The organism is Holospora undulata HU1, assembly GCF_000388175.3.
Taxonomy (GTDB): domain Bacteria; phylum Pseudomonadota; class Alphaproteobacteria; order Holosporales; family Holosporaceae; genus Holospora; species Holospora undulata_A.
In genome coordinates, this window is sequence record NZ_ARPM03000135.1 from 1 (window position 1) to 20,418 (window position 20,418).

Here is a 20,418-nt window from a genome sequence, read left to right on the forward strand (position 1 = left end):
GAGCTTTGTTGAGAACCAGATACACTTTCTTCATCAGAGCTTTGTTGAGAACCAGATACACTTTCTTCATCGGAACTCATTTCTGAATCTTGCTGAAAATTAGACGATTCACCATGAAAATTTTTAGCAGTGCTTTCGAAAAAAAAGCCACTCAAAACATTTACTATTAGAATTAAAAAAATTTTTTTCATACTCAAAAAATAATTTATATTCCTCTTTTTGACTTTACTCTAATATAACCTTAATAAAATTTCAAGCTATACCCAATCAAATCGAAAGTGTTGGACTAATGCGTTAAAAATTGTCATTGACGCGGTCGACAAGATCCATGGCGGTGTTGTCATCACTGTCTCGTAATAATGAATAAACGCTTCCTGTTTGGCTGGCTCTGCCTTTGTGGACTGTGCTGCTGGATTTTAAATGAAAAATTATGGGCGTACAACGTCTTGCCTTGCGCAGTCATAGAGTTCAAGAACATGAGCCGCAAATATCGCTTGCTTTCATATACGTTATGGCTTTTCAAATGTGCGATAAGTTCTGCTGTTTGTGAAACATTCCGCTTGCTTACAGAGCCCCCCGCTTGACACTATTAACTTTTGATCTTCCTTATACTCCTCTACGATCTCAATCAGAAGAGCCTTAGCAATTTGACGATAGCTTCACCCTTTGTCGGATAACAAAACTGCCTTAATCCTATCTTCTACGCGTCAGCTCTTAACGCAACACGATCTTCTTCTGTCAGAAATCTTTGCATAAGAAAAATTATTAAACTTGTAAACAATTTCATTCAGCATGAGTATAAGAATCAGGATATTCTTTGATAACTTTCTTCAAAGCTTCGTTATCTGTTTTAATTGGTGGTTTATTATTCTTAGCTTAGGCTTTATTTATTTCTTCTATCTACTGAGAGTTGGTGTTGAAATCTTCAATATTTCGAAAAATTTACTATAGCTTTCTTCTTCTGATTAAAGCTTAAGTGTTTTTTTACGAAATTGAACAGAGAATGTCATGTTTTTATTTTTTTATCTATATTGCTCATATTCGTATTACTTTTTTAAAATGTTTTTTTTCAATATAACATAGAAAATATAAATTTTATTAGGGCCCGTCTTCAATTAAGCCAAACGACAAGTAAAACCAAGTGAATAGCACCTAGAAAATTGAAAGACGTTTTTTCATATCGCAAGGAAATGGCTTTGTTATTTCTTTCAGTTTAGCCAAGAAATTCTCCGATCAAAGACGGGATTTAAAAAGATATGTATCATAATTTGAAGGCCAAAAACGGGTTTTTTTAGGAGAGATCACGGCCTTGCCCCCCCCTTTTCTTTGAGTTTGCACTGCCCCCTTTCATCGGCATCATACGCTTTATCAGCAAATACCGCACCAGCCTTCACGAGGTGATCAGCGCCTTCCAAATTATGGGTCTGACCTTTTGTCAAGTGAAAAGCGACGGGATTTTTGGTGGGATTGCCTTGGGCATCACCGCTTGCTTGGATCTCAGCGCTCCCCCCCCCTCAACGTATAACGTCCTATTGAATACAAATTTATTTTGAATTTTCTATTAAATTCTCAAAAAACAACGAACTTAATTAAGGATAGACCGTAATAAAATTTTTGAGAAACAAAGTATAGAATAAAAGCAGAAACAAAGAAGGCTCTACATTTTTTTTATTTGAAACTTTAAAAAAATAATTTTTTTATCTTATTTTTACAAACTCAATAAGACTAGTGAAAAAACAAACTTATTTAAAGCTTTATCCAAAATTTTAAGCGCTATACTTATTGTGGAAAAAAAACTTATCCAGCACTCGCTTGAAAAATCGATCAAACGCAATGCCCAAGATAGACTGAAAAAGATTCCAAGGAAATAGTGCAAGTAACCCATACTGTTTGGCAACAAGCAAACTGGGGCTTAACAAAACACAGTGCACTGCTCCACAAGTTTCCAGAAAAAATAACGCACCTCCCCACTTGATCCACCCCGTCTTTTCTTTTTTGCAGCAATAACTTGCCCACAAGAGCGTGGGAATGATCCCCCAAAAATATCCTCCACAGGGACTAGAAAGAATTACAGGAGATATGGGGCAAATCCAGCCCCATCCGACAATTCCAAACAATGCCCACGTTAATATAAAACTTATCAACTTTTCTTCTTGAAAAAAATGGACCAAACTGACAGATACGAGATAAAACAAATTCCAAGCCAAAGGAGAAAAGGGAATTTGAGCCCAAAAAACGAAAGTAAACAAAGCCAAAACCTGAATGTAAGAAATACATATCCTAAAAATCAGTTGCATTAACTTCTTTATTCTTTAAGGTCTGGGGAAAAATACTTTTCTGCTCCCTTTAGTATTTCATAATTTTCTCCATTTAATAATTTATCTATTTCTTGCTGAATTCTACTTTTTTTTCGTTCTTGTCTAAGAAGAGCTCTAATTTCTGGATCCGAAGGACAAACTTGTTTTAGCTCTTTTTGTGTTTTTCTTCCTAACAAGACTACACATACTACCGCTCTTAGATTTTTTAACACATGAGGCCCTGATATCTGACCTTCAACGGTTTCAGAAAAAATTTTTAGTAAATCCGGTTCTAGCATATGCTCTGGAGTCCATTCCACAATTCCGGAATTTTTTTTACTATTACTTTGAGAAAATTGACTGGCAACTTGAGGAAAAGGAGCTCCCTGATCTAACATATCACGAATATTACTCATCTCTTTTAAGGCTTCTTCAGGATGTAGTTTGTAAAAAATTACAATTTCTCCATACCGAACGTGCTTAAGGGTAGAAGGACGATTATGCCAATTTTTTTTATAAGTTGCAACTTCTTCCTTGCTCACAAAAAAGTCTGATCCGTATCGCCCTTCTATGTAAGTATCCCAAGATAAATTAGCTTTTAATTGTTCTTTCACGATCTTTATTTCTTCTGGAAGCAAAGAAATAGAAGGATAAGATTTTTTTAAATCTTTAATCCAAAACTGATACATTCCTTCTAATTGTGGAGGAGAAATTTCTATCTTGTACTGCGCAGCAAGCGCTAATTGCAGACGTTCCATAAGAATTTGCCGAAAAATAGACGGTGCATACTGAAAAAAAGAGGATTGAGAAATAAATACCTGATGCATTTTCGGTAAGAATAAAAATCTAGCCCAAACATCTAATGTTGTAATGGGGCGTTTTTGAACGGTAGCCAAAACAAAGCAATCCATTTTATCGGCATTCACTAAGAATGGTGAAAAGATAGAAAACCCGAAAATAATTTTTAATAAAAACTTCTCTATATTTTTCTTAAAACACATTACTAAAAGAAACAAATCGCGAACAATTTCTAGTATCTCAAAAACTTAATATTTTTTCAAGAAGATTTCTAAATTTTTTATTGAGCCATGTGCTTTTTTGAAAAAGTTTCTCACAAAATATACCAAATCAAACTGAAAGTGTTGGACTAATGCGTTGAAAGCTGTCATTGACGCGCTCGATAAGATCCATGGCGATGTTGTCCCAGGTTTGGTCGAAAAAATGCAGCATACTCTTGAAAAACTCTTTGGCAGAGACGAAAAATCGATTATTGCGCACATGTTCATTCTTCGATGGGGTTCAGGTTGGGGAAGGTATAGGGAGGGCAAACAATGCACCTCAATCCCCCCTTTCTTTTGCTGCTTTTTGGGTGTCTTTACTTGTATTATAAGGTCCTTGATCCAAGATCAGGTGAGAATTGTTAGGCGCCTTTGGATAAGCGTCTTTCAGCTGATCAAAAAACGTCTTCAAGGTTTTTAAAGATACCACCCGTCAAATCCAATGCTCCCATCAGGTTCATGCGTATCATGGGGGTGCCTGACAGGTGATTTTCGTTGCCATTGTGGAGTACACGTCATCACAAAACAGGATGGGTTCATCCTTCGGCGGCGTTGTCATCACCGTTGAATAAAGGCTTCCCGCTTGGTTGCCTTTGCGGGCCGTGCTGCTGGCTTTTTAAATGAAAAATTATGAGCGCACAGCCACAACGTCTTGCCTTAAAGCGCAGCCATAGGGTTCAAGAACATAAGCGCAGATATCACTCACTTTCATATAAGTCGTGGCCCAAATGTGCGATAAGTTCCGCTGTTTGTGAAATATTTAGCTTACTTACAAAGCCCCCGCTTGACACCATTAACTTTTGATCTTCCTTATACCTCTTTATATGACGACTGATCGTCAATCAGAAGGGCCCCAGAAATTTGAGACGATAGCTCCGCTCCACCCTTTGTCGGATAACAAAACTGCCTTAATCCTATCTTCTACGCATCGGTTCTTTTCTTGCCGATGCTGCGTTCTTAACGCAACACGATCTTCTTCTTTCAGAAAACTTTGCATAAGAAAAATTATTAACACATAAAATTAAACTTTTAAACAATTTTATTCAGCATGAGTGTATTATCAAAAATTTTTTTTTTGACACGTCTTTTCTTCAATTATTTATTAATTGAAGAAAAATAAATAATTTATTTGAATATTGAAAAATTTTCTCTAACAATAAAACAACGCCATATTCAAAGATTAATCATGTGCACCTTTTATACTAAAATATATAAAACCACTTCAAATACTAGTCTGAACTCAACTTAATCCACAAAAAACACAAGACTAATTACGAAAATAATCATCGTATTGGAATTTTCGAATAGAAAAAAAGAAATTAGTATCGTTTTCAGAACAAAAAATCCATTTTTTTGGATGAAAAAAAGAATATTTATATCCCTGTTCTGTCCATCCACAGCATCCAAAATCCCGGAACACCTCTTGCAGTTCCTCTGGTTTAATAAAGCGATGCCAACTGTGTGTTCCAGGAGCAACCCATTGAAGAATGTATTCTCCAGCTAAAATCGCTTTAAAATATGAACGCGTCGTCCTGTTAATCGTCGATCCTATAAGATACCCTCCGGGTGCTAACAACGGAATCCAATACTTTATCGTATCGTAAAGGTGATCGACGTGCTCTAAAACTTCCATAAACAACAAAACATCAAAGTAACGATGCTGATTATAAAAATATTCTGGAAACTCATAGGAAATTTGTGCGTGGGAAAAACGCGCGTGAGCACGCGCCTGCCTTAAACTGTCTGCACACACATCAGTACCTGAAACAAGAGCGCCTCTTTTCCAGAGCTCCTCACTAAAAACACCTCCGCCACAGCCAACATCTAAGATCTTTTTCCCATAAAGAGAAAAAAAACTCTCTAAAAACCCAATACGCAAAAAAGATAGTTCATGCAAACACCGAGCAGGACCGGTAGGGTCCCACCAATTTTTAATCATTGATTAAGCCTATCGAATTTTCAAAGCCATTAAAGACGCAATCCCTAACAAACAAGAAATAATCCAAAATCGCATAACAATAGTAGACTCAGACCATCCACGCTTTTCAAAATGATGATGTAAAGGTGCCATCAAAAATATGCGCCGCTTTGTGCGCTTAAAATAAATCACTTGAATCACTACAGAAAATGTTTCAACAACAAAGACTCCTCCCACAATCCCTAACAATAACTCTTGTTTAATAAAAAGAGCAATTGCAGCCAAGGTTCCGCCCAACGCTAAGGCTCCCATATCTCCCATAATAATCATGGCAGGGGGGGCGTTATACCACAAAAACCCCAATCCCGAACCTAGCAATGCAGCGCAACATACTGAAAGCTCTCCTGTCATAGGTACGTGGGGGATTTTTAAATAAGAAGAAAAAATTGAGTGACCAGAAACATAACAAAAAATTCCTAGAACTACACAGGTCACCATCACAGGTCCAATTGCTAATCCGTCTAACCCATCTGTTAAATTAACGGCGTTAGATGCGCCTGTTACCACCAAAGCAGCCCAAAAAGGGTAAAGCCACCCTAAATTAATAACAAAGTTTTTTAAAAACGGCAAATAAACTCCTGTTAATACTGTATCGGTTGTACAATTTAAACGGCACAAAGCCCAAGACGCCCCAAGAGCCCCAAAAATTCCGATAATCACTTGAAATATTATTTTTTTTTTTCCACTCAAGCCCGCACTATTTTGGTAAACAATTTTTAATATATCATCTAAAAATCCTAAAAAACTTAAAGATAAAAAAGTAAAAGCACAAAGCCATACATAAGGACTAGACCAATCGCACCACAATATAATACTTCCTAAAAATCCCAATAAAAGCATCCCCCCCCCCATTGTGGGAGTATTCTTTTTATAAAGCAGATGTGTTTCAGGGCCATCAAGACGAATAGGCTGCCCCCCTTTTTGCATATTTTTCATCCAACGAATGAAAGGCTTTCCAACCAAAAATACAATAAAAAAACTGCTCATCAACGCCCCAATAGATCGAAAGGTTAGATAGCGAAATAAGTTGAAAAAAGACGCATAGTAAGTCATGTGACTCAAATAAAACAACATAATAAAGCTTAAAATTAAATTTTAAAGGGAATGAAAACAATTATACTATGACTTTGTTATCTTTTACAATACAATGTTTTTTAAAATCTAAGCCCCTGTCTTCACAGTTCGCATAACACTTTCATAAAACGAACAACCGCAACAGTTTTAAGACGCAATACTACGTCTTTTTTTGTTTCTGTAATTACTGTGCAGATAATTTATGTCTATTATTTTTTTTGTAAAAATTTTATATTTTTTTGATAAAATAAAAAATATAAAAATTAGCTTATTATAAACATGCTAAACAAATTTTTTTTTTATTTCTGTGTTTTTTCTGTTAAGCGCAAATACAGAAATCTATGCAGGTCTTTATGAAGATCTTAATAAAATTAAGCAATCACGTTTTGGACCGGACGATCTTGAAACTGCATACAAAAAAAAAGAACAAGTCCCCCACTCTAGCTTCGGAGCATTAATCTCACAAAATTTAGATTTTTTTAATAGAATTGTTTTAGAGTTTAAAATTTTTTTAAGTGAAATAATTGAAAATAAGCCGAACTTTAAAAATCTTTTAAATAAAATAACTGAACAAAAAAATCAAGAAAAAGAAATTCCTTTAGAAATTCGAATGCTCTTAGCAAAATAATTGCGCTTATTATTTTATCAAATATATGAAAGCTACTTATTCTACGCGTATATTAAATATGGGCAGTGCCTTATCGAACATGAATGCTGCCTCGCCTAATTATAAAGAGCCTAGATATGCGCATTTTGAGGGTGAAAAACGAAAAGAACTTATTGAAAAATATAAAAAAGAATCAATGGAAAAATCAAAAGAGTATGAATTTCAGATGGCAACGCTTATAAAATCTATGCCTGATATGGAAGATAAAATAAAACAAGCCTTAGAAAAGTATCAGTTAGCTATTCCTTTTGAAAAATTTTGGGATCATGTTAAAGCTATATACTATAAAAATCTTAGAAATGTACTTTTAAACGACTATTTAGAATACTACGGGAAAAATTTTTTGAATGGCGAGAGGATTACTGTTTATCTAGATCTGTCTGAAGAAGATAAATTTTTTAGAGGGGTTAAAATAGAAGAAAAAGAAAAAGAAATTAGAAAAATTGTTTCTGAACCAGAGGGAGACAGTATTAAAAAATTTTTTAAATCTATAAAAGATAAACTGACTTAGTTCTTTATTTTGTTTGCCAACATATTCGTTAAAAGGGGTGATAAATAATTGGTATAGCGCATTTATTGTCTAAAAATCCTAAATATAAAAAAGTACAAACACAAAACGATACATAGGAAGAAAACCAATCGCACCACAATATAATACTTCCTAAAAATCCCAATAAAAGCATCCCCCCCATTGTGGGAGTATTCTTTTTATAAAGCAGATGTGTTTCAGGGCCATCAAGACGAATAGGCTGCCCCCCCTTTTTGCATATTTTTCATCCAACGAATGAAAGGCTTTCCAACCAAAAATACAATAAAAAAACTGCTCATCAACGCCCCAATAGATCGAAAGGTTAGATAGCGAAATAAGTTGAAAAAAGACGCATAGTAAGTCATGTGACTCAAATAAAACAACATAATAAAGCTTAAAATTAAATTTTAAAGGGAATGAAAACAATTATACTATGACTTTGTTATCTTTTACAATACAATGTTTTTTAAAATCCAAGCCCCTGTCTTCACTGTTATAGTAATTTAGGTTGAATTAGGTGCAATTAAAGGAAAATGACAAAGAGCTACAGCAACGATTTAAGACAAAAGGGAATAGAATATTTAGATGAGGGGGGGGCGGGTATATTGGTATCAGCAATAGGAAGGTGGCATAGAAAATACAGACAAGAAGGCAGTTATTTTCCTAAAAAGTGTGGTGGCTCAGAAAAAAAGATTGACTTAGAAAAGCTTGAAGAGAACGTACAGAAACTGGGGCAAAAAAAGTGAAAAGTTGGTTGGTAAAAAGAGTGAGCAATAGTATTAAAGAACAAATACTATTGCCGGTTTGGTTAATAACACGCCGATAGCACCAATGAGGTTTAAGGGCTCTTGCGACACATTATTATTCCAAGCTTGGGTAGATTTCTGATCAAGGAACCAAGGCCTGGTCAAGGTGTTATTATGAACAATGTCTCTTTTCATAAATCCAAGAGAAGTAGAGAATGAATAGAATCTGTAAAATGCGGTATAATTTTTCTACCTCCTTACTCTTGTGATTTGAATCCAATAGAGAAAATCTGGGCTAATATGAAGAGGGGGCAATATACTAAATTTTAACGCTCTATTCGACGCTATTTCGTGGTTCTTTAAAAAATCTAATCCAACCTATATTACTATAACACAAGCAAAGACACCCAAAAAGCAGCGAAAAAAGGGGGATTGAGGTGCATTATTTGCCCCTACACAAGCCCCAACCTGAACCCCATCGAAGAATGAACATGTGCGCAATAATCGATTTTTCGTCTCTGCCAAAGAATTTCGCGAGAATATGCTGCATTTTTTCGACCAAACTTGGGACAACATCGCTATGGATCTTGTCGACTGCGTCAATAAAACCTTTCAACGAATTAGTCCAAAACTTTCAGTTTGATTTGGTATATCTACTTTTAACCATTCCAAGATTTGCTTTATTTGCGTAGCGTTAAGTTTGTTTTTCCTTTTGCGCTTTGCAGATGCGTTAAGTCTTTCTATCGAGCCAGCTTGATCCACGAAGCCAAAGTGGTTCTAGTTATATTGCAAATCTTTGCAACTTGACTAATGCTATAAGTCCTATCTGCAATTGCCTCTGCTAATTTACGTGATATTCGTGCAGCTTTACCAATCTCCCTAAGCTAATATTTTACTTCTTCTGCGACCTGCGCGGTTGATAATTTTGATGCGGATGCCATTCTATTTAAGCTGTTTGTTATACACCTGTTATATACTTCTCCTTTTCTTAAAAGGCAATCATTATATGCTTATTTAGCAATGGGAATTGGTATTATATTATCTAACTCACCCCACTTAAGGCGGTTTAAAGTCTTTTATTACTCCAAATCATAGTAGTTGCGCCATTAAAATTAATGAAAACACAACATCAGCTGATGTAAAAAAATCAACTCTGCTGCAAATTCTGAAATCACTCCAAGACAAGGTTCAAACGCATTACCAATAAAAAAACCGAAAGCAGAGTTAATAAGCAAAAAGTTAAAAGATAAAGAAAGGTTAAAAAGGGAAATTTTAAAAGATAATCTTTATATAGTTCTTCCTTCAATTAGAGAATTTCTTGACAAATCTGATAATCAAAGTTTTAGCTCATCGATTTCTTAGAGCGATTCTGATAGTGGCTTTGATAAAAACGAGAACATTCTTCTCTTTGCCCCCTTAGGCAATGTAAAATCTACCATTACCCCAAGCAAAAGTCCAAAAATACTGCCAATAAAAGAACAAGACTAGGGATTAAGAAATCAACCGTTAAAGAAAAATCTTAGCAAAATTAAAAATTTTCTTTTTTAAAATATATTTTTAAATAAAAAAAATGAAACGCTATTGTAAAACTAATAAAGTGACAATGCAAATAAAAAAATACTATTTTTTAAAAACAAAACTTTGCCTTTAACAATTTCAACGATGCATCAGGTTATAATCGAAAAAATAAAAAAATCGACCTTGGAAAACAACTTACCTAAAACAGAAGCACTCCCTCACAAAAAAATACCAAATAAAGAATTTTTTTAGGATCAGCAAACAAAGAAAAAGAGCTAAAATGTCTAAAAAGAATTTTAAAACTCTTATTTCTGTACGATTTTTTAAAACGTAAAGATTTATTTAGCACTAAACATATAGCTTAACGTCATTAAGAAAAGATTATTATTTGTTTTAAGTATAGGCGTGCCGTAGGGACGCGTCTTATTAGGAACAATATCAGAAATTTTGTTCCAAGTCTTCTTGTTTAACCATTGACGCTGGTACTCTACCCCCAAAGAAATACGTTGCGTAAAAGCATATCGAGTGCCAACCGACATTATCGGCCCCCAAACCATTTTGGATACACCACCAGAAGATTTTCCTGAATCATTAATACAGCACAATTTTTGCCCTTGAAAAGAAATCCCCGGTCCTAAAAAAAGTTGTACTCTATTTGCAACAAGATAGCCAAATTCAAAAATGAGAGCACTAAACCACTGATTTCTCAGAATAAAGTTCGTTATTTTTTGATCTTCAACTAATGCAAAATCTGAGATAAAATAAGACTCGTTATCAAGAACAGTCTCCCGATACATATTTCCAGTCTTGTACCCCATTTTAGAAGAAGCTCCGTTAAATCCCAATATCCAGCGCGCCCCCATGGTGTAGAGATCAAGATTTTTTTGAGCTAAAACTCCAATATTCCAAGAAACCCCACAACCATTCTTTACTGATCCAGACCCAGTAAAATCCACCCATTCATCAGGAGATCCTATCAAATGTTCAAAAGTAGGCCCATTTGCGATTTTGATTTTGGACCTGTACCCGTTTTGAGGAATTACACCAAGTCCTGCTGCATCCTTTGCTCTTAAAGAAGCTGAAGAAAAACCAAGCCCTGCGCTAACTGCTATTCCCGACTGGAACACAGAAAAAACCTGATTTCCCTGTGTCGCCCTTGCACTAACCCCCACTAAAAAAAAAGGCAATGTTAACCTAAAAATTCTATTCATTTCCTATACGATCCATTAATCAATACCCATAAATTATGTCATAAAAACGAAAAACTGCTTAGAAGATTATCCGAAATTTGAGTAATATTTTTTAGATAGTGTTGTTTAGCAACATTTTTATCGTGGTGTAAATCTAGATAGTGATGAAGCATCTTTTGTTCGCTTTATAGAACAATGTATTGTCCAGCGTTTGAATGAAGGGCGGCGCAATATGTTTGGAAAACTTGCTATTTCAAGTTTTTCAAAAAACAACTTATAACACTTATAACAATTAACAAATGTTTATAAAAAACTCCACTGCCGCTACACGACATTATCTTACTGATACTCTTGAATACATAAAGGCACCATAAAATCAATAAAATAACTAGATCAATGAAATAATCTTCCAGTATGCTTTTCATGAGCCCCAAGAATTCGAGCAACACAAAAAATATCTACACACGTCAAAATATCTTTTAGAGTACAACATTGCAAAATAATTATGCTGAAAAATATCAATTTTTTGAAACCAATACATTGATACTATATTACGAGCAGTAACCTTGTGTGCCCATATCTCTTGAATACAATGTAAAAAATGTTGACCTATTTTAAATCTTGTGTCATTCTGAAAGTGCGCATTATAAGATTATGGTGTTTTTTTTTGAATTTTCCTCTCTCTTTTTCTCAAGAAAGCTCTTTTTTTTCAGAAGAGGCGTTAAGACAGGACGTTTTTTCTCCCTCGAAGGCAGGCTATCTAAAAATGCTCGAAACGCTTCAGGTTCCTGTTCCTCCATTTTTTTTAATTCCCTACTTGCACCCTTTTTCTCTTGAGGGGCTTCAAGAAGAATTGCTTAGGTTACAAATAAAATCTGGAAAGGTGTGGAATGATCAAGAAACTGGGCAAAGTGGACTTTTTGTTTCTGTGCGTTCCAGTTTTAAAGTTTCTATGCCAGGAATGCTCGATTCTTTGCTTAATGTTGGACTAACATTCAATCATGCCTTAAAGGCAAACAAAGAGTATTTATGGCGCAGCTATATAAAGTTGATATGTCATTATGGAAAATTAGTAGAACAAATTGACGAGACGGTTTTTCCAAAAATTTCCAAAACCGCAACCCGTGAAGAAGCTATTGAATTCGAGAGAATATTTCAAGAACACGCTGGGTATAGTTTTCCTCAAGATGCCAATGAACAATTAATTAAAGCTATAAACATGGTAAGAAATAGCTGGAACAATTCAAGGGCCCAATCGTATCGGTTACATGAAAAAATTAGTTCCAGTTCCGGAGTAGACGTAGTTATTCAGGTTATGGTATTTGGAAATTTCAACCAATTTAGCGGAACAGGAATATTGTTCACTCAAAATCCCTCTACGGGAAAAAAAGAATTTTTTGGAGAATATTCCATTCAGGCACAAGGCGAAGATATCGTCTCAGGGGGAATGACTCCAGGGCCGCTCTCACTGCTGGAAACTCATTTGCCGTGCGCCTATAAAACTTTAAAAGATATTGCTGAAAAAATAGATAATTTTTTTGTAGATATGCAAGATATTGAGTTTACAATAGAACAGAAAAAAGTTTGGATTTTGCAAACACGTCCAGGAAAGCGCACAAAAACAGCAGAACTGCGGATACTTTCTAGGTATGTTGCAGAAGGAGTTTTAAGCATGCAGGATGCACTAAAGCGTCTTTCTTTAAACGGGTTAGAACAAGTCTATCATTCGTATTTGGAAAATCTTGAAGGACTCGAAAATTTAGGAAAAGGGCTAGGCGCTTCTCCTGGAGCAATTTTTGGTATCCTTGCAATTCGTCAAGAAACTGTTGATTTTTTGGCAAGCAGTGGAAGAAATATCATTTTTGCAGCTCAAGAGACCCATTGTGACGATGTTGCTTGCATCTTAAAGGCATCTGGAGTAATAACCGCCACAGGAGGAATGACTTGTCACGGTGCAGTAGTAACCAGGGGATTAGGAAAGCCTTGCGTAACCTCTGTACAAGAGCTAAAAGTACATTGTGATTCTATAGAAGTTTGCGGTCAATTTTTTCCTGAGGGAACTTTATTGACAATAGATGGAACGACGGGAAATATATGGAAAGGAAGGGGCGCACTAAAAGTACCTGAAAAATGTGAAGAGCTAGAGGAATTTTTAGAGTTTTCGCACCGTGTCAGTGCAATAAAGGTTTATGCGAATGCAGACACATTAGAGGATTGGAATGCCGCTCTTGCCTTTAATCCTGAAGGAATCGGCTTATGCCGAAGCGAACATATGTTTTTCAAAAACACTCACTTACCTTGGTTTCAGGGATGGATATTGGGGCTTCAAGAAGATCTATGTTTTTCCCGTATTAGTGCCTTGCAAGAAGAAGATTACACTACTCTGCTAAAGCAGCTAAATGGTAAGCGTTTGACTGTGCGTTTGCTGGACCCCCCTCTTCATGAATTTTTGCCTTGCACTTTTGAAGCAGAGAAAACGCTTTCTCATCAGTTAGAAGTTTCTTTGGAAAAAATAAAAGAATTAGCGAGCGGACTCAAGGAAAATAATCCTATGCTGGGAAAAAGAGGTGCTCGTCTTGGTATATTGCGTCCCGAAATTTATGATCTTCAAGTTCAATCTCTCTTTAAAGCTGCAGAGCGAGTGCATAAAGAGGGAATTCCCGTAGATCTGGGGATTATGATTCCTTTCGTGACCGTCCCTGAGGAATTTACAATGATCAAAAAACGCATTCTTCAACGGGCAATTTGGCACGATCTTACAGGAGTAATTTGGAACGTGGGAGTAATGATCGAAATTCCAAGCAGTGCACTTCAAGCATCCTTTTTTGCTCAAGAAGCGGACTTTATATGTTTTGGAACGAACGATTTAACCCAAATGATTTTGGGCTTATCCAGAGATGATACAGCGTACATGATAGAAAAGTATCAGTCTTTGGGAATTTTCTCTAAGGATCCGTTTCAAAGCATCCATGAATCTTCCGTAGGAAAAATACTATCTTTTGCTTGCGAAACTATTCTAAAAATCAATCCGAACATATCATTATCTGTGTGCGGAGAGCACGCAGGAGATCCGGAAAGCATTGACTTTTTTTATTCTCTTGGAATTAGGGGAGTTTCTTGTTCTGCATACCGGGGTTTTAAAGCTAAACTTGCTTGTGCCAAGGTGACGTTAGAAAAAGATTCTTTTCTGGACTCTTCTTCTCTTAAAAATCGTCAAATCGCTTAGATTAATGGGGGGGGGAACGCTTAATATTTCAGGCTAAAAATAAACTTTCCAATTCGGATCTAAAAAATTTAGCAGACTTCAAGAAAAAACTTATTGTTTGAGAGAGAACTTAAAAAACAGCAAAAGCGAAATCTAACCCCAGCAACAATGAAGCTTAATTCATTGTTTTATGTTACAGAATTTTGGTTCAAATTAAGCATTTAAGAAATCAGTACTGATTCCGAAAAGTCCATTAAAATTTAGGGCCCGTCCTCAATCGAGTTGATTTTTTTCGTTATTTTTTGAAAATTTAATAGAAAATTCAAAAGATGATTTTTATTCAATAAGACGTTATAGTAATTTAGGTTAAATTAGATATTTTAAAGAACCACGAAATAGACCACGAAATAGCATCGAATAGAGCGTTGAAATTTAGTATATTGTCCACCTCTCTTCATATTAGCCGAGAATTTCTCTATTGGATTCAAATCAGAAGAGTAAGGAGGTAGAAAAATTGTACTGCATTTTACAGATTCTATTAATTCTCTACTTCTTTTTATGAAAAGAGATATTATCCATAATCGCACCTTGACCAAGCTTTAGTTCCTTGATCAGAAATACCCAAGCTTGGAATAATACTGTGTTTCAAGATCTGTTAAACCCCATTGGTGCTATGGGCTTTTTATTAACCAAACCGGCAATACTATTAGTTCTTTGATCCCACTCTTTTTGCCAACCAACTTTTCACTGTTTCCGCCCCAACCTTCTGTCTTTACACAAGCCATATCAATGCCGCTTTCATCAATATATACAAGACTTGGATACGCTATATCTTTCTTTGATCGATTCTTTATACTGACTTCGCTTTTCTTTGCTTGCTTTCGCGTACGAAAAATCTTTTTTTAAGCTACAAGCCTAATCTTTTTAATCAGTACCTGATTATACCCCAAATTCTTGAGCAGCTTTTTTCAAGGGCATATCTTGGGTTGCTTTGATGCTTTTTTCGAGCTTTTCTAAGTCAATCTTTTTTTCTGAGCCACCACACCTCTTAGGAAAATAACTGCCTTCTTGTCTGTATTTTCTATTCCATCTGCCTATCACTGATACACTTATTTTAAATCGTTGCGATGCCTCAATATACCCGACCCCTCATCTAAATATTCTATTCCTCTTTGTCTTAAATCGTTGGTGTAGCTCTTTGTCATTTTCCTTTAATTGCACCTAATTCAACCTAAATTACTATAGTTTCTTTTATGAAATGTAGAATTATCCACGACAAAGACACCTTTTTCATAGATAGGAGCAAAATATTTTCTACGTGGAAGTGGATACGTCAGTCTTCACCGAGATTAACCTATACATTTTTTCGATAATTTTGTGGCTTTAATTTCTTCTTCAGTAAGAATCTTTTTTAAATTTTTTCAAAGAATCTTATTTCTTATTGTTGAAGTTTAAGTGCCTTTCTGAAAAACTATGTTGAACGTATCCCCCCTGCGAACTATACACGATTACTTGCTACTATTTATCGCTTTTGCATCGGATCAACTACAAAGATCTTTTTTTCAAAGATTTAATCTTTTTTGCCCCCTTTCTTATATTTCTCAAATCGAATCGATGCTTTTTTTTTACAACAGAAGTATGACTGCATTCCTTAGATGGAAATCTCCATGGGCGTTTTTCATCTGACAAAATTCCTGGAATCCATCCGTTTCCTTTTTGGTAAAAAGTAATCGCGTTTGGATACTGAATTTTTAGTCTTCTTCCTGTTTCAAACAATTCTTTAATGGAAGGATTCTGAAGATCTTTTTCTTTACAAGTATGAGAAAGGTTTAAAATTCGCGCCCATTGAGAAATTACGTACCTTCCTTTTCGAGTTTGAGAAATCCAAAGAGTACTCGTTTCTTCTTGAACTACCCCCATATATTCTTGAGTGACTAAAATTTTTGGAATAAAAGCCCAATATCGCGCGATCCCAGTAAAAACACCAAGGCCACCTATTCCCCACCATCGCCAATTCTTTTTCCATACCAACCACCAAAAAACACAAAACACCTGGGCAAAAAAAATCCACTGACTGTACATCGGGCAGTAAAATAGTAAAAAATTTAAATAATGTGTGGAGCTTTGAGCAATATTGACTAATCCTTTTAACGTTAATCCCCATAAAAAAAATGCTTCTTTTGAATACGGAGTTAATAAAGAAAGTAGTGCAATTAGCCCTACGGGCATAACGCAAAAACTCGTCCAACTTACAGCAAATATATTACTGATAATACTTTGAAAAGAATACTGATGAAAATAAAATGCAATCCAAGGAAGTGTAGAACAAGTAGCTGCAATTGTAGTTACGTTCATCATTAAAAAATTTTTTTTCCAACGTCTCCAAACTGGGGAACGTTTTTCTGAAAAAGCGTTCCTCAAAAATTCACCAGGAACAGTCATCAAACTGGCCGTTGCAATAAAAGAAAGCTGGAAACTTAAACTAAAACAAGCATGAGGTTCTGTCAATAAGATCCCTGAACCACATAAGGATAACATTCTTATTGAAGATGGCCAACGATTTAAAAACATTCCCGTTAACGTTCCTGCCATCAAAATAAACGATCGCTGCACTGGATACCCTGCCCCAGAAATGCACGCGTACATTCCTCCTGCAATTAAAGAACATATTCCTGCCAGACTTTGCAAACTTATAATTAATCCTAATTTTGGAATCCCCTGAAGCAGCCATTTAAAGATAAAGAAACAAATTGCAGCTACAATAGATAGGTGAAGTCCGGATATAGCAAGAATATGCGACAGCCCAGAGATAGAAAAATCATCACGCAGTTTTAAAGGAAGAGCAGTTTTATCACCGGTAACTAGAGCACTTCCCACAGCTCCTAGCGGATAAGGTAACTTTTCATGGAAGGTTTTTGTTAGATAGTGTCGAAAACGAGTTAAAAATCCACGCTTTCCAGAAACAACTTGGACTGGTGAAATACTAAATCCGTACCCAGAAACACCTTGAAAAAACTGATGAAATTGAGCGTCATACCCACCAGGGACCAATGGTTTAGCCCAAGGTATCAATTTTACCTTAGCCTTAATCCAGTCTCCTGGAGTAATATTTTTTTCACAAAGCGTTCTTATTCCCAACCGAATACAAGGCAAAGATAGGCCCCCTTTAGAAGACTGTAACTCTTTTATCCACACTCTTGGGTAAATTTTTCCAGAATTAGAGGCAGTATGATCCATAGAAACAACCTTTCCTTTTATCCAAAAAGGACCTAGTTCTTTTTTAAGCAAAGTGTTGCGTGGATAAACAGAGATTCTTAAAAATCCAACAGAAAAACATAGCACTGCCCAATATAAAGCTCTAAGAACGATACGATCTTCTCGTAAAAGTTTAAAAACACTTCCAAATAGCCCGATGAATATCAAACAATACGTTTTTATTTTTGGTTCATAGGTAAGAGATGTATACCCATAAATCCCCATTGCAATTCCAAAAGGCATCCATAAAATATGCCTCTCTTGCTCTTGAATGAATTTTAGGTGAAGAGAAACAAGAAATTTTTTAAATTTTTTTGATACGTAAATGAAAAATATTTTAACATGTGCAAAAACTCGATATGGAAAATGTCGAACAAAGAGCACTTTTTATCATTCCTATTTTATTTAAAATTTCTCGTAGGTTTTAGAAAAATCTTGTTCTCACCCAAAGTTTATACCGTTTGCAGCTTAGAAACATCCCTAAAGCACCTAAGCACACAATGTTCGTGCTTTCATGATAAGATCTCCCAAAGCTTGAGAACTTAGCCCGTGACGCACTCCCTTCAAGTAATCTTCTAGCTCTTCCAGACTTAATTCAGAAAAATCTTTTAACGTTAAAATTTTGTTAGCTACCAATGCCTCCAGCATATATGGACTGCAGAGCTCCATTAATTTTGGATCTCCTTGGTGTGCAACAAACATATTTCTATGATTCTTTTCTTCTTCTTCTAAGGCTTCTAACGCTCTTGCACGAAGCTCTTGTGCAATTTCCAAAGTGAACCCTTCTAACTGCATAAGCTCTTCTTGAGAGGTAAATACAATATCTTGCAAAGATTCAAATCCTTGAAGAACCAAAAAATGCGCCAAAAATTCATCCAGGTCAAGACGCTGAACAAAAAGCCCCATACGCTCTTGAAGATCCTGAGAGCGCTTTTTCTGTTCTTCAGAAGCGCTCATGATATTAATATTAGTTCCTGTTAATTTACAAACCAATGAAACGTTTTGCCCTTCTCTTCCGATAGCAAGATTTTTTTGTCCATCAGGAACAACCACTGTGTACTGATTGGTTCCTTTTTCCACCACAACCTTAAGAACTTCTACGGAAGACAGCGCATTGACGATAAACTCCGGCGTTTCTTGAGACCACAATACAACATCTATTTGCTCTCCCTTTAATTCTTCTTGAATTGCTTTAACACGATTTCCGCGAATTCCCACACAAGTCCCTACAGGAGAAAAATTCCTCCCCTTGCTGGTAAAATTATAAGCAAAAACCGCAACTTTTGCTCTACTTCCTGGGTCTCTCACAACCCCTTTGATTTCAATCAGCCCCTGAGCGATTTCATCTACCTCTCTTACAAAAAGCTCGTGAAGAAAGCCTGAATGCGTCCGGGAAAGAAAAATTTGAGGTCCTTTCTGCTCTCTACGCACCGCATAGATATAAGCTTTTAAGCGATCATTGATGCTATAATTTTCCCATTTTAAAAGCTCGCTCCGAAGAATTATCCCCTCTGCGCGCCCCAAATCAACAACAACGTTGCGACCTTCAAGACGTTTTACTGTAACGCTAACCATTTCCCCAACACGAGACTTAAATTCTTCGTACTGAGCTTTTCGTTCCATCTCTTGAGTTTCATGCTGCAACGTCTTAAGAATACTAGATACTTCAGAACGAGAAAATTCTAATAAAGGCAAAGATTCTACCCACTCTCCATCAACAATTTTTCCTTTAGCGTTTAAAGTATCTTTTGAATGAATTTGCTTAAAAGGACATGTCACTTCATCAGTAATCAAACGATGTCGTGTAAGGTTAATATCTCCAGTTTCTGGGTGAATAGAAACTCGAATATCGTTTCGAGTTCCATAATGCTTTGAATATATTTTAGAAAAAGCCAACTCAAAGATGGATAACAACGCTTCTTTATCTAAAAATTTTTCTTTTGCTAACCCTTCTATTTCTTTCAGCAACACTGGACCGATATTATACACACTCATTCTTCTGTCTCCTTTTGATTCTCAAATTTGTACACGAGTTTACAAAATTTAATAGAAGACCACTCTACAGAAAGGATATCGTCTTGGCTTAGCGCTAAAACAATACCACTTCCCAGCACGTTTTGAAGTACGCCTTCATATTTTTGACCTTTTCCTCCTTGGATTCCCACCAATATATGCGTACCTATATACCTTTTGTAATGATCTGGAGTCACCAAAGGACGTTCCACCCCAGGAGAACTAACTTCCAAAATTTGCTGATCCGTTAAGAGCCCCTTGCTTCTTAAAATCGGCTCTATTTCCGCAGAAAGTTTGACGCACTCTTCTATAGAAAGCGTAAGCGTTTTCTTATGCTCAATCATCACGCATAAGTCAGACTCTTTCTTGGATTGCAAAGTAACCTGCACCAAACTATATTCCTTATCTTCTAGATAGGAACTTAAAGTATTCCAAATTAGTTCTCGATTCATTATATAAAAAAAGGGGATATAGCCGCCCTTTCCTGAAAACCTCACATTATTCATATATTTTTTTATTATAAAAAAATATTGCTTTTTTTTCAAGCCTTTATTTTTAGTATAAGCAAAAAAATAAAAAAACTAAAAAGTCAAAAATACAAAAAAAATATTAAAAATTTAATAAATATTGAGAATGTAATTTTTGTTTTAAAAATAATTATATTGTGTAAGAATCAATTATAAAGTTCGAAAAAATAATAGCCCTATTCGGAAACTATCATTTAGGTAACTCCATATTGTAAATAGCAGAGATGAGGGGGAATCTTAGCCCAAATCTTTTTCGTCTATTTCTATATTTATCTGCTATAGCAATCTAGGTTGAATTAGATATTTTAAAGAACCACGAAATAGCATCAAATAGAGCATTGAAATTTAGTATATTGTCCCC

22 protein-coding genes and 1 pseudogene are annotated in these 20,418 nt (G+C 35.5%); 7 read left to right on the forward strand and 16 right to left on the reverse strand.

From position 1 onward, the window contains the following. The 4 genes from K737_RS03680 to K737_RS03690 form a co-directional block, all read right to left on the reverse strand. Positions 1-191 (reverse strand): hypothetical protein (locus K737_RS03680; RefSeq protein WP_006296591.1); only part of this gene is annotated, 191 nt, incomplete at its 3' end. Between the two features lie 1,110 nt (positions 192-1,301). After that, positions 1,302-1,439, reverse strand: coding sequence for a hypothetical protein (locus K737_RS10050; protein WP_023492413.1), 138 nt, complete (start codon positions 1,437-1,439; stop codon positions 1,302-1,304). A gap of 327 nt (positions 1,440-1,766) precedes the next feature. Beyond that, positions 1,767-2,297: a hypothetical protein gene (locus tag K737_RS03685; protein WP_006296593.1), complete on the reverse strand. Its 531-nt coding sequence runs from the start codon at positions 2,295-2,297 to the stop codon at positions 1,767-1,769. An 8-nt stretch (positions 2,298-2,305) separates the two neighbouring features. After that, positions 2,306-3,208, reverse strand: a complete 903-nt coding sequence (locus K737_RS03690; protein ID WP_235075683.1) for a peptidylprolyl isomerase — start codon at positions 3,206-3,208, stop codon at positions 2,306-2,308. Positions 3,209-3,452: 244 nt separating this feature from the next. Here K737_RS03690 and K737_RS08035 point away from each other — a divergent pair, with 244 nt between their 5' ends. Together K737_RS08035 and K737_RS11445 are read left to right on the forward strand one after the other, a co-directional pair. Then, a complete protein-coding gene (locus tag K737_RS08035) occupies positions 3,453-3,776 on the forward strand; it encodes a hypothetical protein (RefSeq protein WP_235075684.1) in 324 nt (107 codons plus the stop codon). Positions 3,777-3,850: 74 nt separating this feature from the next. Further along, complete coding sequence (locus K737_RS11445; RefSeq protein WP_268743857.1) at positions 3,851-3,979, forward strand: hypothetical protein; 129 nt, start codon at positions 3,851-3,853, stop codon at positions 3,977-3,979. Positions 3,980-4,193: 214 nt separating this feature from the next. On the opposite strand, the gene K737_RS11115 is transcribed toward K737_RS11445, so the two are convergent. From K737_RS11115 to mraY, 3 genes are all read right to left on the reverse strand, one after another. Further along, on the reverse strand, positions 4,194-4,352 hold the full coding sequence (locus K737_RS11115; protein ID WP_024161428.1) for a hypothetical protein: 159 nt from the start codon (positions 4,350-4,352) through the stop codon (positions 4,194-4,196). A gap of 270 nt (positions 4,353-4,622) precedes the next feature. Beyond that, a complete protein-coding gene (gene ubiG / locus K737_RS03695) occupies positions 4,623-5,294 on the reverse strand; it encodes a bifunctional 2-polyprenyl-6-hydroxyphenol methylase/3-demethylubiquinol 3-O-methyltransferase UbiG (protein WP_006288927.1) in 672 nt (223 codons plus the stop codon). A 9-nt stretch (positions 5,295-5,303) separates the two neighbouring features. Continuing rightward, entirely contained in the window at positions 5,304-6,407 is a 1,104-nt protein-coding gene (mraY, locus tag K737_RS03700; RefSeq protein ID WP_024161429.1) for a phospho-N-acetylmuramoyl-pentapeptide-transferase, read from the reverse strand. 307 nt (positions 6,408-6,714) lie between these two features. On the opposite strand from mraY, the gene K737_RS03705 reads away from it, so the two are divergent. The 4 genes from K737_RS03705 to K737_RS11985 all read left to right on the forward strand — a co-directional run bounded on the left by K737_RS03705 (position 6,715) and on the right by K737_RS11985 (position 8,679). Beyond that, the gene (locus tag K737_RS03705) at positions 6,715-7,035 is read left to right on the forward strand and encodes a hypothetical protein (RefSeq protein WP_006303263.1); all 321 of its coding nucleotides are present in this window, start codon (positions 6,715-6,717) and stop codon (positions 7,033-7,035) included. A 25-nt stretch (positions 7,036-7,060) separates the two neighbouring features. Then, positions 7,061-7,585, forward strand: a complete 525-nt coding sequence (locus tag K737_RS03710) for a hypothetical protein (RefSeq protein WP_006303264.1) — start codon at positions 7,061-7,063, stop codon at positions 7,583-7,585. A 551-nt stretch (positions 7,586-8,136) separates the two neighbouring features. Next, positions 8,137-8,349: a hypothetical protein gene (locus K737_RS10270; protein ID WP_006303200.1), complete on the forward strand. Its 213-nt coding sequence runs from the start codon at positions 8,137-8,139 to the stop codon at positions 8,347-8,349. Between the two features lie 243 nt (positions 8,350-8,592). Further along, positions 8,593-8,679, forward strand: coding sequence for a transposase (locus K737_RS11985; protein ID WP_407636449.1), 87 nt, complete (start codon positions 8,593-8,595; stop codon positions 8,677-8,679). Between the two features lie 112 nt (positions 8,680-8,791). Here the strand turns inward: K737_RS11985 and K737_RS10055 are convergent, their stop codons facing one another. The 3 genes from K737_RS10055 to K737_RS03725 all read right to left on the reverse strand — a co-directional run bounded on the left by K737_RS10055 (position 8,792) and on the right by K737_RS03725 (position 11,078). Next, entirely contained in the window at positions 8,792-8,965 is a 174-nt protein-coding gene (locus K737_RS10055; protein WP_023492404.1) for a hypothetical protein, read from the reverse strand. A 124-nt stretch (positions 8,966-9,089) separates the two neighbouring features. Further along, positions 9,090-9,224: a helix-turn-helix domain-containing protein gene (locus K737_RS11990; protein WP_407636450.1), complete on the reverse strand. Its 135-nt coding sequence runs from the start codon at positions 9,222-9,224 to the stop codon at positions 9,090-9,092. A 981-nt stretch (positions 9,225-10,205) separates the two neighbouring features. Next, positions 10,206-11,078, reverse strand: coding sequence for an outer membrane protein (locus K737_RS03725; RefSeq protein WP_024161431.1), 873 nt, complete (start codon positions 11,076-11,078; stop codon positions 10,206-10,208). Between the two features lie 646 nt (positions 11,079-11,724). Between K737_RS03725 and K737_RS03730 the strand changes: the two genes are divergently transcribed. Further along, positions 11,725-14,283: a putative PEP-binding protein gene (locus tag K737_RS03730; RefSeq protein WP_161630431.1), complete on the forward strand. Its 2,559-nt coding sequence runs from the start codon at positions 11,725-11,727 to the stop codon at positions 14,281-14,283. Between the two features lie 359 nt (positions 14,284-14,642). Here the strand turns inward: K737_RS03730 and K737_RS11995 are convergent, their stop codons facing one another. From K737_RS11995 to K737_RS12000, 6 genes and pseudogenes are all read right to left on the reverse strand, one after another. Next, positions 14,643-14,849 carry a transposase gene (locus tag K737_RS11995; protein WP_006303203.1) on the reverse strand — a complete coding sequence of 69 codons (207 nt, stop codon included), beginning with the start codon at positions 14,847-14,849 and terminating at the stop codon, positions 14,643-14,645. A gap of 352 nt (positions 14,850-15,201) precedes the next feature. Further along, entirely contained in the window at positions 15,202-15,363 is a 162-nt protein-coding gene (locus K737_RS08060; RefSeq protein ID WP_023492397.1) for an IS630 transposase-related protein, read from the reverse strand. Positions 15,364-15,807: 444 nt separating this feature from the next. Continuing rightward, positions 15,808-17,901: a ComEC/Rec2 family competence protein gene (locus K737_RS03735; protein ID WP_006303204.1), complete on the reverse strand. Its 2,094-nt coding sequence runs from the start codon at positions 17,899-17,901 to the stop codon at positions 15,808-15,810. A 105-nt stretch (positions 17,902-18,006) separates the two neighbouring features. Beyond that, positions 18,007-19,512, reverse strand: coding sequence for a transcription termination factor NusA (nusA, locus tag K737_RS03740; protein ID WP_006303205.1), 1,506 nt, complete (start codon positions 19,510-19,512; stop codon positions 18,007-18,009). Next, complete coding sequence (locus tag K737_RS03745; protein WP_161630432.1) at positions 19,509-19,982, reverse strand: ribosome maturation factor RimP; 474 nt, start codon at positions 19,980-19,982, stop codon at positions 19,509-19,511. Before K737_RS03745 ends, nusA begins: the two co-directional genes overlap by 4 nt. Before the next feature lie 265 nt (positions 19,983-20,247). Beyond that, positions 20,248-20,337, reverse strand: a pseudogene (locus tag K737_RS12000) (IS5/IS1182 family transposase); the annotation flags it as partial. Between the last annotated feature and the right edge of the window lie 81 nt (positions 20,338-20,418).

Coding starts and splice junctions, on each gene's coding strand:
- ubiG (WP_006288927.1), bottom strand. CDS start 5,294: ATGATTAAAAATTGGTGGGACCCTACCGGTCCTGCTCGGTGTTTGCAT.
- K737_RS11115 (WP_024161428.1), bottom strand. CDS start 4,352: ATGCAAAGTTTTCTGAAAGAAGAAGATCGTGTTGCGTTAAGAACGCAG.
- K737_RS03690 (WP_235075683.1), bottom strand. CDS start 3,208: ATGGATTGCTTTGTTTTGGCTACCGTTCAAAAACGCCCCATTACAACA.
- K737_RS10270 (WP_006303200.1), top strand. CDS start 8,137: ATGACAAAGAGCTACAGCAACGATTTAAGACAAAAGGGAATAGAATAT.
- mraY (WP_024161429.1), bottom strand. CDS start 6,407: ATGTTGTTTTATTTGAGTCACATGACTTACTATGCGTCTTTTTTCAAC.
- nusA (WP_006303205.1), bottom strand. CDS start 19,512: ATGAGTGTGTATAATATCGGTCCAGTGTTGCTGAAAGAAATAGAAGGG.
- K737_RS03710 (WP_006303264.1), top strand. CDS start 7,061: ATGAAAGCTACTTATTCTACGCGTATATTAAATATGGGCAGTGCCTTA.
- K737_RS03725 (WP_024161431.1), bottom strand. CDS start 11,078: ATGAATAGAATTTTTAGGTTAACATTGCCTTTTTTTTTAGTGGGGGTT.
- K737_RS03685 (WP_006296593.1), bottom strand. CDS start 2,297: ATGCAACTGATTTTTAGGATATGTATTTCTTACATTCAGGTTTTGGCT.
- K737_RS03745 (WP_161630432.1), bottom strand. CDS start 19,982: ATGAATCGAGAACTAATTTGGAATACTTTAAGTTCCTATCTAGAAGAT.